General features: G+C 62.2%; 16 protein-coding genes. 9 read left to right on the forward strand and 7 right to left on the reverse strand.

What is annotated here, in order from left to right:
- The first annotated feature begins 27 nt into the window (after nucleotides 1-27).
- On the forward strand, nucleotides 28-525 hold the full coding sequence (locus KJP28_RS04730; protein WP_218391061.1) for a MarR family winged helix-turn-helix transcriptional regulator: 498 nt from the start codon (nucleotides 28-30) through the stop codon (nucleotides 523-525).
- On the opposite strand, the gene KJP28_RS04735 is transcribed toward KJP28_RS04730, so the two are convergent.
- Entirely contained in the window at nucleotides 519-1,286 is a 768-nt protein-coding gene (locus KJP28_RS04735) for a DUF1194 domain-containing protein (protein WP_255552176.1), read from the reverse strand. The two genes, KJP28_RS04730 and KJP28_RS04735, sit on opposite strands and share 7 nt — an antisense overlap.
- A gap of 233 nt (nucleotides 1,287-1,519) precedes the next feature.
- Between KJP28_RS04735 and KJP28_RS04740 the strand changes: the two genes are divergently transcribed.
- From KJP28_RS04740 to KJP28_RS04755, 4 genes are all read left to right on the forward strand, one after another.
- Nucleotides 1,520-2,347 (forward strand): thymidylate synthase, encoded by an 828-nt coding sequence (locus KJP28_RS04740; RefSeq protein WP_218391062.1) that lies wholly within the window; start codon nucleotides 1,520-1,522, stop codon nucleotides 2,345-2,347.
- On the forward strand, nucleotides 2,347-2,850 hold the full coding sequence (locus KJP28_RS04745) for a dihydrofolate reductase (protein ID WP_218391063.1): 504 nt from the start codon (nucleotides 2,347-2,349) through the stop codon (nucleotides 2,848-2,850). Before KJP28_RS04740 ends, KJP28_RS04745 begins: the two co-directional genes overlap by 1 nt.
- Nucleotides 2,851-2,882: 32 nt before the next feature.
- Complete coding sequence (locus KJP28_RS04750) at nucleotides 2,883-3,269, forward strand: hypothetical protein (protein ID WP_218391064.1); 387 nt, start codon at nucleotides 2,883-2,885, stop codon at nucleotides 3,267-3,269.
- Nucleotides 3,270-3,334: 65 nt separating this feature from the next.
- The gene (locus tag KJP28_RS04755) at nucleotides 3,335-3,736 is read left to right on the forward strand and encodes a DUF2177 family protein (protein ID WP_218391065.1); all 402 of its coding nucleotides are present in this window, start codon (nucleotides 3,335-3,337) and stop codon (nucleotides 3,734-3,736) included.
- Nucleotides 3,737-3,794: 58 nt separating this feature from the next.
- On the opposite strand, the gene KJP28_RS04760 is transcribed toward KJP28_RS04755, so the two are convergent.
- Complete coding sequence (locus KJP28_RS04760) at nucleotides 3,795-4,001, reverse strand: cold-shock protein (RefSeq protein ID WP_218391066.1); 207 nt, start codon at nucleotides 3,999-4,001, stop codon at nucleotides 3,795-3,797.
- 166 nt (nucleotides 4,002-4,167) lie between these two features.
- On the opposite strand from KJP28_RS04760, the gene KJP28_RS04765 reads away from it, so the two are divergent.
- Nucleotides 4,168-4,491, forward strand: a complete 324-nt coding sequence (locus tag KJP28_RS04765; protein ID WP_218391067.1) for an arsenate reductase family protein — start codon at nucleotides 4,168-4,170, stop codon at nucleotides 4,489-4,491.
- On the opposite strand, the gene KJP28_RS04770 is transcribed toward KJP28_RS04765, so the two are convergent.
- From KJP28_RS04770 to thrS, 5 genes are all read right to left on the reverse strand, one after another.
- A complete protein-coding gene (locus KJP28_RS04770) occupies nucleotides 4,488-5,018 on the reverse strand; it encodes a DoxX family protein (RefSeq protein WP_218391068.1) in 531 nt (176 codons plus the stop codon). The genes KJP28_RS04765 and KJP28_RS04770 overlap by 4 nt on opposite strands.
- On the reverse strand, nucleotides 5,015-5,722 hold the full coding sequence (locus KJP28_RS04775; protein ID WP_218391069.1) for an HvfC/BufC family peptide modification chaperone: 708 nt from the start codon (nucleotides 5,720-5,722) through the stop codon (nucleotides 5,015-5,017). Before KJP28_RS04775 ends, KJP28_RS04770 begins: the two co-directional genes overlap by 4 nt.
- A gap of 137 nt (nucleotides 5,723-5,859) precedes the next feature.
- Nucleotides 5,860-6,714 carry an MNIO family bufferin maturase gene (bufB, locus tag KJP28_RS04780; RefSeq protein ID WP_218391070.1) on the reverse strand — a complete coding sequence of 285 codons (855 nt, stop codon included), beginning with the start codon at nucleotides 6,712-6,714 and terminating at the stop codon, nucleotides 5,860-5,862.
- 60 nt (nucleotides 6,715-6,774) lie between these two features.
- Nucleotides 6,775-7,083, reverse strand: a complete 309-nt coding sequence (locus KJP28_RS04785) for a BufA1 family periplasmic bufferin-type metallophore (RefSeq protein WP_218391071.1) — start codon at nucleotides 7,081-7,083, stop codon at nucleotides 6,775-6,777.
- A gap of 199 nt (nucleotides 7,084-7,282) precedes the next feature.
- Nucleotides 7,283-9,229, reverse strand: coding sequence for a threonine--tRNA ligase (gene thrS, locus KJP28_RS04790; protein WP_218391072.1), 1,947 nt, complete (start codon nucleotides 9,227-9,229; stop codon nucleotides 7,283-7,285).
- A 142-nt stretch (nucleotides 9,230-9,371) separates the two neighbouring features.
- On the opposite strand from thrS, the gene KJP28_RS04795 reads away from it, so the two are divergent.
- The 3 genes from KJP28_RS04795 to KJP28_RS04805 all read left to right on the forward strand — a co-directional run bounded on the left by KJP28_RS04795 (nucleotide 9,372) and on the right by KJP28_RS04805 (nucleotide 12,141).
- Nucleotides 9,372-10,625 carry an MFS transporter gene (locus tag KJP28_RS04795; RefSeq protein WP_218391073.1) on the forward strand — a complete coding sequence of 418 codons (1,254 nt, stop codon included), beginning with the start codon at nucleotides 9,372-9,374 and terminating at the stop codon, nucleotides 10,623-10,625.
- A 65-nt stretch (nucleotides 10,626-10,690) separates the two neighbouring features.
- Nucleotides 10,691-11,434: an alpha/beta hydrolase gene (locus tag KJP28_RS04800; RefSeq protein ID WP_218391075.1), complete on the forward strand. Its 744-nt coding sequence runs from the start codon at nucleotides 10,691-10,693 to the stop codon at nucleotides 11,432-11,434.
- The gene (locus tag KJP28_RS04805) at nucleotides 11,431-12,141 is read left to right on the forward strand and encodes an alpha/beta fold hydrolase (RefSeq protein WP_218391077.1); all 711 of its coding nucleotides are present in this window, start codon (nucleotides 11,431-11,433) and stop codon (nucleotides 12,139-12,141) included. Before KJP28_RS04800 ends, KJP28_RS04805 begins: the two co-directional genes overlap by 4 nt.
- Nucleotides 12,142-12,153 lie beyond the last annotated feature (12 nt).

Here is a 12,153-nt window from a genome sequence, read left to right on the forward strand (position 1 = left end):
TCCGACCGAGCATAAACGGAGGCCGGGATGAGCATTCACAGTCCGATTTCGGGTCATGTCGAGACCGGGTTCATGTCCCAGTATCTTGAAGCGTTGTCGATGGTGGAACGGCTCCATCGCCTTCTGCTCGACGTGATCAAGGACGAATTCGAACGGTTGGGCGTGTTGGAGATCAACGCCGTTCAGGCCCTGCTTCTGTTCAATATCGGCGACAACGAAGTGACGGCGGGCGAGCTGAAATCGCGCGGCTATTACCAAGGGTCGAACGTGTCCTACAATCTCAAGAAGCTCGTCGATATGGGCTACATGCACCACCAGCGGTCCGAAATCGACCGCCGCTCGGTGCGCGTGCGTCTGACCGACAGGGGCTGCGAAATTCGCGATGTCGTGGCCGATCTGTTCGAGCGACACGCAAAGGGGTTGGAGGATCGGAAGGTTCTGTCACTGGACGGGATTGAGGAGATCAACAGTTCGCTCAAACGCGTGGAACGCTACTGGACCGACCAGATCCGTTATATCTACTGATCCGGCAGGTCGAGCGCACCCACCGCGAGAGACTTGATCTCCCGCAGGAGCTTCTTCTCCATCGCACGGGCGTAATCTTCGAACCCGTCGGCGACCTCGACGAAGGCATCGGGCCCCCGGATCACGCGGTTCTCGAAATAGGCCACAAGGTCGTCATCACCGGGGCCCGCGCCCATACTGTCGATGGTCAGGATCACGAGACCGTTCACGGTGACGCCCTCGAGCGCGGGAAGCGCCCCCAGATCCTGAGGACGCGGCCCCGTATTGGATTTTCCGTCGCCGGAAATATCCAGCGTGGCCCGCCAGCAGTCTGGCGCGCGTCGCAGCGCCTCGGCTCCGGTCGCCATTGCTGTGCCGAGGGCGGTCGAGGGTGGGGCAGGGCTTCGGTTCGTGGCGGCGAGCGTGCGGGCGACATCGGTCAGCGTTTCGCGGTCCACGATCAGCGTCCACGGCACCAACTCGTTCTGGAACTCCGGGCCACTCCATTCGAACACGTAGATCGCGATCGGCGCGGCACTCCCCGCAAGGATCGCGTCCGCCACCTTCGGCGTCGTCAGTGCTTCCGCAAGCCCGTCGAGTTGCAGCCGGTATTCCTTGGCATCGACCGACCCGGATACATCGAGCGCGAGAACCAGCGCCTGCCGGCAACCCTGCTGTGCCGATGCCGGGTGTGACAGGGCGAACAGGACGAGAAGCGCCGCTGCCATCATCGGCACGGCGACCCGTCTCAAACGGTATCGGTCGTGATGGAAGCGACCCATTGCGACAGGCTCCGATCTGGCCACCCGATTGCAGGCCTGCGGCCCGGTTCCCACCGGGCGGGTGCCCGGCGTCTCCGGATGTTATAGTCATATCGTCCTCGCGGGGTGAAGGTCGCGCCGCTCACGGTCGGATCACATCCGCTGTGGATAAGCTTGGAAAGCGGTGGGGAGGGGCTGGCGCGACACGCATAAACATGAGAAAAGATCGCTACAGGTCGTCTTGGGGGACAGAGATGCAACAATATCTTGATGCGCTCCGCACAGTTCTCGACAAAGGCGTCGAGACCACGGATCGCACCGGCACCGGCACCACCAGCTATTTCGGCATGCAGATGCGCTACGATCTGGCCGATGGGTTTCCGCTCGTTACCACCAAGAAACTGCACCTGCGTTCGATCATCCATGAACTTCTGTGGTTCCTGTCCGGCGACACCAATATCAAGTATCTCAAAGAAAACGGCGTCTCGATCTGGGATGAATGGGCCGACGAGAACGGCGACCTTGGCCCGGTCTACGGTCATCAGTGGCGCCATTTCCCAAAGATCGACAAGGTGACCGACGATGGCGAGTTGCGCGCGCTTCTGGGTGAGGTGGACCAGATCGAAACGCTGGTGGACATGATCCGCAGCAGCCCTGACAGCCGGCGGTTGATCGTATCCGCGTGGAACCCCGGCGATGTGCCGCACATGGCGCTGCCCCCGTGCCACACGCTCTGGCAGGTCAAGATCCTCGACGGGAAACTCCACCTCCAGCTTTATCAGCGGTCGGCGGACATGTTCCTCGGCGTGCCCTTCAACATCGCGTCCTATGCGCTGTTGCAGGTCATGTTGGCGCATGTGACGGGGTATGAGCCGGGCACATTCGTGCACACGCTCGGCGACGCACATATCTATTCGAACCATATGGATCAGGTGCGTGAGCAACTCTCCCGCGCGCCGCGCCCCTTGCCGCAGATCGAATTGAAGCGCGACGTCTCCTCGATCTTCGATTTCCAATACGACGATTTCGCCTTCCCGGGCTACGACCCGGCCCCCGCGATCAAGGCGCCGGTGGCGGTCTGATGCTGACACTGATCGTGGCCCGCGCAGCCAACGGAGCCATCGGCAAAGACGGTGACATCCCGTGGCACGCGCCCGAAGACCTCGCCATGTTTCAGCGCGAAACGCGGGGTGGGGCGATCATCATGGGGCGCAAGACCTGGGTGAGCCTGCCCGTGAAGCCGCTGAAAGGTCGCATGAATTGCGTCATCTCGCGCGACACCTCCCTGACAGAGCATGTCTTCGCCAAACCCGAAGCGGCGATCGAAGCGGCTTATGCGGCCGGATATCATCGCGTCTACGGCATCGGAGGTGCCGGGATCTATCAAGCCATGCTTCCGATGGCCGATCGTCTGATGATCACGGAGGTCGAAACCGAGGTTATTGGAGCAGACGCCTTTTTCCCGGATTTCGAAGACCGGGAGTGGCGTGAAGTCTCTGCCCGCATCCTGCGCGACCGTGGCCCGAAGTGCACACTTCGTGAGCTAATGAACCAAAACGTCCAAAATCAGCCCCACAATTATTGATCGGTTGACCCAGCGTCCGCTAGATTTAGCGCATGGGACATGTGAAATTGGGTAGCGCGGTCATACTGGCCGCAGGGATAACTCTGGTCGCGATGCAACCGGCTAAGGCATTGGGTGCATGGGAATGCACCGGTGTCGAGGATGCGGTGGCGCGGGCCGAAGCGGATCGTGAGGCGATGTTGTCGCAACGGTTTGTCGTAACGCCCGAAGGGCGCGTCGACATCGTGCGCATCGAAGTCGAACAGCCGGCACATCCGGGCTCGATCTTCGAACGCGTCGGGCGGGAGGTGTTGAACCGCCTCGGTTTCGGAGCAAAGCCGATGGACCGCGAAGCGGCGCTGCGTCGAACCGCGTTGCACGACTGGACGCTTTCGCCGATGCGCCCGAAGCGGTTTTCGCACCGGTTCACCGACTGCTAGATTTTTCGGGTCATCCAGACCCGCAGTCCCAACGTAATCTCTGCATTAACACTTAGAGGTGCACGATGCAGATAATTGTCCTTTACCTTGTGACGGCGTTGGTTTTTCTCGGAATTGATGCCGTGATGCTCAATAAGGTGATGAAACCGTTGTTCGAGCAACATCTGGGCGATTGGCTGCAATTGCCGATCCGCATCGCGCCGGCCGCAGTTTTTTATCTGTTTTATGTCGCCGGGCTTGTCTACCTTGTCTCCTGGCCCGCGCTGAAAAACGACGCACCCGGGCAGGCGATCCTTCCGGCCGCGATCATTGGCGCAATGGCGTACGGCACTTACGAGTTCACGAATTACGCGACGCTGAAGCTCTGGTCGCCGCAGATGGTCGCGCTCGACGTGACATGGGGTGCGGTGTTGACGGGGTTCTCGGCTTGGTTGGGCGTGATGATCGTGCGGGCTTTGCCGATCTGAAGCGCAACGAAAAACCCCGCGCGAAGGCGCGGGGTCAAAACAATCGAAATGGTGTCGATCAGAGCGCTTTGAGGTCGCCGGCGCTTTCGCGGCCATCGCGACCCGGAATCATCTCGTATTCGACCTTCTGGTTATCAGCGAGCCCGGTCATTCCGGCGCGTTCGACCGCCGAGATATGAACGAAGACATCCTTTCCGCCGTCGTCCGGGGCGATGAAGCCGTAGCCCTTCGTCGCGTTGAACCATTTTACGGTGCCAGTGGCCATTCCGTATCTCCTTGAGTTGTCCGCCCACGGTATTGCGGCGGGGTGGTGCAGCCAGTGGTCTTCAGCTGCGCTCGAAGGAGCGGTCGTCTGGAAGTACTTGTCTCACGCGGTTAGAGTGGCGGATGACTGGCAAAATTCAAGCGAAGAATTTGTGAAAGGGCGACGGATGCGGGTCTATGGGATCAAATCCTGCGACACGGTGCGCAAGGCCATGAAGGAACTGGTGGCCGTGGGGTGGGAGCCGATTCTCGTCGATATGCGCGAGACCCCCTTGGAACCCGCTGTTCTGGAAAGATTTTATTCACGTTTCGGGGAAGCGGTGGTCAACAAAAGGTCGACCACGTGGCGCGGACTTGACGATCTCGAACGCGCCGAAGACCCACTTCGGCTTCTCTCCGCTTATCCGACGCTCATTAAACGGCCGGTCATAGAAGATGGAGATGTCTGCACTTTGGGATGGGACGCGAGCGCGCGCGAAACCTGGCTCTAACCTATCCTTCTGGATAGAAGTCGATCGATCGAAATCGGCCCTCCGCCGTGGAGAAGGGGAATCATGAGCAGCGTGATCCACAATAGCCGTTGATCCATGATCAGGCTGTCGGGGACACGGTCGAACCATGCGCCGAGCGTTTCCGGCTGGCCGAGCGCACCGTGCCCGAAAAGGTCGGTCAACGTCTGCACGACAACGAAACCGATCATGCCCAAAGCCGCGGGCCGTGTCGCGAGGCCAACGATCAGGAGCGCGGGCAGGATGAACTCGGCCAGGGTGCCGGCCGCGACGACCAGCGTGTGAAAGACGGTCATCTCGCCCACATTGTAATTCGCCGCCTCCATCGCCTTCGGGAAGATCTGGGCATAGCCAATCACCGAGATCGAGAACCCGTCGATCTTGGTCAGGGCCGAGGCCCAGTAATAGACCGCAAGCACGGCCGCGAAGGCGAAGCGGGCGAGGCTGGCAAGGACCGGAGACGCGCCACGGTCGAGACCGGCGATGAGGGCGTTGAGCGTGCGGATCATGCGGGCATCTCCAGTCCGGTGATGGATTTTCGGGCGACAAGGCGGGAAAATATCGGGGCGAGGTCAGGGACGAGGCTGGCCGCCTCACCGAAGCTGCTGTGCGCCAATGCGTCGACGAATGCCGCATCTTCGCTGCTGATGGGTTCCGCGATCGGATCCCAATCGGGCCGCGTGACGAGCACGCATTGCGCGCCCGTGCTTGAGGACGGTTTCGTCCGGTCGATATTGGCCCGCCAGATCGCATAAATGGGAAAGTCGGAGCGGATCACCCGCACCGCAGGCGCGAGGGTAAGCCGCGCGTCGGCGATATCCTCCCGCGCCAGTGCTTCGGCGGGAAGCGGCGCGACGTCGGCGGCGTGATAGGCGCGGCGCAGCGCGTATTCCAGCCGCGCGATATCGGCGAGATATGGCACGCTGGCCGCAGGCGGAAACGCAGCGATGAAATCAGCGAAGTCCGCCCCGAAGAGCGTCAGGCAAGGCGAGGTCGGCGGGGCGCGCCGCACGTATTCGGTCGCCATCGCCGCAAAGAACTCCTCTCCCACCAGGCGGTGCACCACGATGAAGCCGTCGCGCATCGCGTTGACCAGGGACGACATGACGTTGTTGCGGTAAACGTCGAAGCGGCGTGTCGCAGGGGTGGCTCGGGGGCCGGAAAGGCCCGCGGGTGTCGCGTCCGATGTGAGAAGTGCGCTTTCCCAACTCATGTCTTGTCCCTTCCACTGACCGGATTCACGAGACGCCGTCTCGGCTATTCCGGGATTCTAGAATTCTAGAAAACTAGAATCTTGAATGTGTAATAATCTTTTGTTTTCATGGCCCTGATCTCCGATCTTCGCGTGGATTAGTTAACGCGCGCGCCCGAGAGGATCTTTTTCGCCCGTGCTGCCTCCGCTTCCAGCATGTCCCAGTCAGGCACGTTATTGTCCCATTCGATCAATGTCGGTTTCGGGCCCATCCGCGCGACCGTCTCGGCGTAGAGCGTCCAGACCGGGTCCACCACTTCCGAGCCATGCGCGTCGATCAAAAGCGGCGTGCCGTCGATGTCCTCATCCTCGTCATGCCCGCCGAGGTGGACCTCACCCACAGCGGTCAGCGGAAAATCGGTCAGATAGGCGCGTGGGTCGCGGCATTGGTTCGTGCACGACACGAACACGTTGTTGATGTCGAGCAAGAGCCCGCACCCGGTCCGCCGCACGAGTTCGCGCAGGAAATCGGTCTCTTCAATATCGGTCTCGTCGAAGCCGACATAGACTGACGGGTTTTCAAGAAGCATCCGCCGGCCCAGCGTTTCCTGCACCTCGTCGATATGATCGGCGACCCGGGTCAGGGTCTCGGACGTATAGGGCAGGGGCAGAAGGTCGTTGAAATAGACCCCGCCGTGGCTCGACCAGGCGAGGTGTTCGGAAAAGGAAGCAGGTCTTAGCCAGTCGTTTAGGTGTTTAAGCCGGGCGAGGTGCTCGCGGTCGAGCGCATCGCAGCCACCGATGGACAGTCCGACACCATGCACCGAAATCGGCAACCGCTCGGACAGGGCGCGAAGCTGGGCGATCGGTCGTCCACCGTCGCCCATGTAGTTTTCGGCATGTATTTCCAGCCAGTCGACCGCGCCCGGTTCGGAGATGATGTCCGCGTAATGCTGTGGCTTGAAACCGACCCCGGCGGTGTTCGGCAGATGTCCGCGTGTCATGTCGAGCATGTGTCCCTCCCTCGATACGTGCAGGAAGGCGGGGAGCCCTCGGCCCCCCGCCATCTCGGATCAGCCCTCCGGCAGATCGCGCTCGAGCGGTTCAAGCGAGCCCATGCGCTCCATGTCGTCCATGGTCATCGAGGCTTCGATGGTGGTCTCCTCGCAGGTGCCCGCCGGGACCAAAACCCAGGCGTTGCCCTGGTAGTCCACGGATGACGTGCCCGCACAGGTCGTGCCCGGACCGGCCGCGCAGCCGTTTTCGCCGGCCTTGGAGATGCCGTAGCACTTTTCCATGTCGTCCTGCGCGGAAGCGGGGCCCGCGAGTGATGCGAGCGCGGTGGCAACGGCGCCGGCGACGGCGGTATGGGTGAGTTTCATGTCTGTAATCCTCCGGTTTGCGTTCGGTTCCCGTCCTCTTGAACGGTGCCCAATTGCTAAGCTTTCCGAAGGGTCACAGGCCACTCACGGCGCTGTGCAGCGCGGTGGTGTTACGTTTTGAAACATACGGTTTCGTGAATTGCACGTGATAAGGGCGCACGATTGTTACGCCCTTTTTCTTTAGTTTCAGGTGGATAAGTTATTTCACATCTGGCGGCGTGGCTTCAGCCGAGAGTTCTTGTACCACTTCGTCCAATCCGACGACCCGGGTCTGCTTCTCGCCCAGGCGACGGAGTGTAACACTTCGGTCCTCGACCTCTTTCATCCCGATGGCGAGGATGACCGGCACCTTGCCCACGGAATGCTCCCGGACCTTGTAGTTGATCTTCTCGTTGCGCGTATCGGCCTCGGCACGCACGCCTTTCGACCGAAGCTCGGCCACCACCTCGTGCACGTAATCGTCCGCGTCCGACACGATCGAGGCGACGACCACCTGCCGTGGCGCGATCCAGAAGGGCAGGCGGCCCGCGTGTTCCTCGATCAGGATGCCGATGAATCGTTCGAACGATCCGAGCGTGGCGCGGTGCAACATGACCGGGCGGTGCTTGGCCCCGTCTTCACCAATGTAATTCGCGTCCAGCCGTTCGGGCAGCACGAAGTCCACCTGCAACGTCCCGCACTGCCAGTCGCGCCCGATCGCGTCGGTGAGCACGAATTCAAGCTTGGGGCCGTAGAACGCGCCTTCGCCGGGGTTCAGCTCCACATCGTTCGTGACCTTGTGGGTCGCGTCCAGAAGCGCCTTTTCAGCGCGGTCCCAGATCTCGTCCGACCCGGCCCGCGTGTCCGGGCGATCCGAGAACTTGATCTTGTAGGTCGGGAAGCCGAGGTCCTTGTAAATCCCCGAAAGGAAGTTGATGAAAACCTCCGTCTCCTCGGCGATCTGATCCTCGGTGCAGAAAATATGCGCGTCGTCCTGCGTGAAGCCACGGACCCGCATGATCCCGTGCAACGCGCCCGACGGCTCGTACCGGTTGCAGGAGCCGAACTCGGCCATACGAAGCGGCAGGTCGCGGTAGGATTTAAGGCCCTGGTTGAAAATCTGAACGTGACACGGGCAATTCATCGGCTTCAGCGCATTGACCGTCTTCTCGCGCGCGTGTTCCTCGTCAACTTCGACGATGAACATGTGCTCCTGGTATTTCTCCCAGTGGCCCGATGCCTCCCACAGTTTGCGGTCCACGACCTGCGGCGTGTTGACCTCGACATAGCCGCCGGACTTCTGCCGACGACGCATGTAATCCTGAAGCTCGGTGTAGATCGTCCAGCCGTTCGGGTGCCAGAACACCTGACCGGGCGCCTCTTCCTGCATATGGAACAGGTCCATCTCACGCCCCAGCCGGCGGTGGTCCCGTTTCTCGGCTTCCTCAAGGAAGGTCAGGTGCTTCTTCAACTGGTCACGGTTCTGGAACGCCACGCCGTAGATACGTTGCAGCATCGGGCGGTTCGAATCGCCGCGCCAATAGGCGCCGGCCACTTTCATCAGCTTGAACGCATCCGCCGGAACCTGTCCGGTGTGCTGAAGATGCGGCCCCCGGCACAAATCCTGCCAGTGGCCGTGCCAATACATGCGGATCTGCTCGCCCTCCGGGATCATCCCGACCAGCTCGACCTTGTATGGTTCGTTGTTGGCCTCGTAATACTTGATCGCCCGGTCACGCTCCCACACCTCGGTCGTCACCGGCTCGCGCTTGTTGATGATCTCTTTCATCTTGGCTTCGATCTGGCCGAGGTCCTCGGGCGTGAACGGCTCTTCCCGGTCAAAGTCGTAATACCAGCCGTTCTCGATCACCGGGCCGATGGTCACTTTGACGTCCGGCCAGATCTCCTGCACCGCGCGCGCCATGATATGCGCCGCGTCGTGGCGGATAAGCTCGAGCGCCTGCGCGTCGTCCTTCATCGTGTGAATGGCGATTTCGGCATTCTCGGTGATCGGCCATTGCATGTCGTAATGCCTGCCGTTCACGGTCGCTGAGATGGCTTTCTTGGCAAGCGAGCTCGAGATACCGGCGGCGACGTCAGCAGGAGTGATCCCTGCGTCGTAGTCGCGCGTATTGCCATCGGGAAATGTAAGGGAAATGTGGCTCATCGGCCTTTCTCCTCGTCGGTTTGGCGCCCACGGAACGCCCGGTTGCGGGTATATGTCGTGAGGGCGGTTTGACGCGGGGGGGAGCCCAAGTCAAGCCAGTGATCCGTCCGATAGCGAAACGCGAGTAGCCAGGGACGCAACGATGACGCAGGAAAGCAACGGCCAAGCCGCGTTCGAGACGCTGGCGGGCGAACCCGAAACGCCCGTCGAGGCGCGAAATGGCATCCGCCACATGGCATCGCTCACCATGACCAAGCTTGCCGATGGGCTCATCAACCCCAAGCTGGTGCTCTCCTATCTTCTGAACATACTCGGCGCGCCCGCAGTTCTCGTCTCCGCGCTCGTGCCGATCCGTGAGGCGGGCGCACTTCTTCCGCAAGTGCTGCTCGCGGCGCGTCTGGAACGTATGGACGCGCGGCGCTTCATGTGGGTCGCAGGCAGCGTGGGGCAGGGGATTGCCGCCGCGCTCATCGCCCTGGCGGCCCTGACGCTCGAGGGTGCGGCCGCGGGCTGGGCCTTCGTCGGTGCGATCACTTTGCTCGCCCTGTCGCGTGCTGCGGCGTCGGTGTCTTACAAGGATGTGCTGGGCAAAACGGTGGGCAAGAGCCGCAGGGGGGCGGTGACCGGGTTCGCAGGCTCTGCCTCGGCGGCGCTCGTCTTCGTCTTCGCGCTGCTGCTCGTCTCCGGCTGGATCGAAGGCGTGGGCGCACTTGCCGCTGCCATCGCGCTGGCGGCGATGCTCTGGGGCGTGGCGGCGCTGACCTTCTCGACGCTGGAAGAACCAGCATCCGAACCGGGCGAGGGCGGGGCGCTCGACATCCTCGGCCTGTTGCGTGGCGACGCGACCTTCGCCCGCTTCGTGGCGGCGCGCGGGTTTCTGACCGCGACCGCGCTCGCGCCGCCTTACTTCGTCCTGCTCGCCGGCAATGGCGAAGGGCAACTCGGCCAATTGGGCGCGCTCGTGATCGCCTCGTCGGCCGCCTCGTTCCTGTCGTCCTATGCCTGGGGGCGCTTCGCGGACCGATCCTCACGTCTCGTTCTCGTCGCCGCCGGGCTGATCGGCGCATTGGCGATGGGCGCCGCGATAGCCCTCAGTCTCATGGGGTTGGCCGAGGCGATCTGGGCGATGCCGGCTGCGCTCTTCGTCCTGATGATAGCGCACCACGGGGTGCGGCAGGGGCGTTCCACCTATCTCGTCGACATCGCCCCCGAGGATAAACGCGCCTCCTACGCCGCGACCGCCAATACGCTGATTGGCGGCCTCCTTCTGGTCACGGGGCTGTTCGGCGGGGCGCTGTCCTTCATCGGCCCGATGGCCGCGCTCATCGGCTTCGCGGTGCTCGCCGCGCTCGGTTCCTTCGTCGCCTTCGGGCTGGAAGAAGCAGAGCGCGACTGACCCCCTTTCCAACTCCGCGCGTGTGAGGCAAGGTCTGCCCCGTGAGGCAGGAAAAGAGGCTGGGCGTGACCGATCCGGACTACCTTGAGACAGCCGCCGGACGGCGGATTGCGTATCATAAAACCGACGGGTCCGGCCCGGGTGTCGTCTTCCTCGGCGGGTTCATGTCCGACATGGACGGGACCAAAGCCCTCGCGCTCGAAGACTGGGCACAGGCCAATGGGCGCGCCTTCCTGCGGTTCGACTATTCCGGCCACGGCAAAAGCTCCGAGGCCTTCACCGACGGCACGATCGGCGCCTGGGCGGACGATGCCCGTGAAGCGCTCGTTGGCCTCACGGACGGCCCCCAGATCCTCGTCGGTTCGTCGATGGGCGGCTGGATCAGCGCGATCCTGATCCGTCACATGCCGGAAAAGGTCGCAGGCTTCGTCGGCATCGCCGCCGCGCCGGATTTCACCGAAGACAGCATGTGGCGAGATTTCTCGGACGCAGAACGCCAGCAGTTGATCGAGGAGGGGCTGGTGCACGTCCCCTCCGACTACGGCGATCCCTATCCGATCACGAAGCACTTGATCGAGGACGGTCGCAAGAACCTCGTCCTGCGCGACCCGCTCAAAATGCCGTTTCCCGTGCGGCTGCTACAGGGGACTGCGGATGAGGATGTCGAACGTCAGGTGGCGCTCAATTTCCTCGACCACATCGAAGGCGACGACGTGCAACTGACATTCGTGAAAGGGGCGGATCACCGCTTCTCCAGCCCCTCCTGTCTGGACCTTGTCGTGAAGGCTGTGGAAAACGTCACCGCATGAAAGAACCCATTCTCTTGATACCGGGGGCGTGTTGCGACTCGCGGGTGTTCGCTGCGCAGATCCCGTATCTGTCGAAGACCCATGTCGTTCAGGTCGCGCATCTGGCCGATGCGGCCTCGATCCGCGAGATGGCTGCGGATACCATTCACAACGCGCCGCCACGTTTCGCGCTCTGCGGCTATGACATGGGCGGAATGGTCGCGATGGAAATCCTGCGGCGCGTGCCGGAGCGCGTGACGCGCCTTTGTCTGATCTCCACGACGCCCGTGACGGAGTCGCCAGAGCAGGCCGCGTGGCGCGAACCTCAGATCGTGAAGGCGCAGGCTGGACGATTGGGGGAGGCGGTGAAAGAGGCGCTTCCGACCGAGGCGCTCGCGCCCGGAGAACGGCGGGACGCGACAATGCGCGTGATGCAGGACATGGCGGAAACGCTGGGCGCCGAGACGTTCGTGCGCCATTCGCGCGCGATGCAGCGGAGGCCGGATTCGCAAAAGGTGCTGACCGTGACGCGGGTTCCCACTCTGGTCATGTGCGGCGCACACGATACCATCACGTCCGAGAAGCGGCACACGTTCATGGCCGAGTTGATCCCGTATGCGGAGCTTGCCGTGATCGACGACGCGGGTCACGTCCCGACGCTCGAGACGCCGGAAAAGACCAACATCGCGCTGGGCGCGTGGATGGAATTGCCGATGCTGCCGCGCTAGCGCAGCCTGACC

This window comes from Maritimibacter dapengensis, assembly GCF_019218265.1.
Lineage (GTDB): Bacteria > Pseudomonadota > Alphaproteobacteria > Rhodobacterales > Rhodobacteraceae > Maritimibacter > Maritimibacter dapengensis.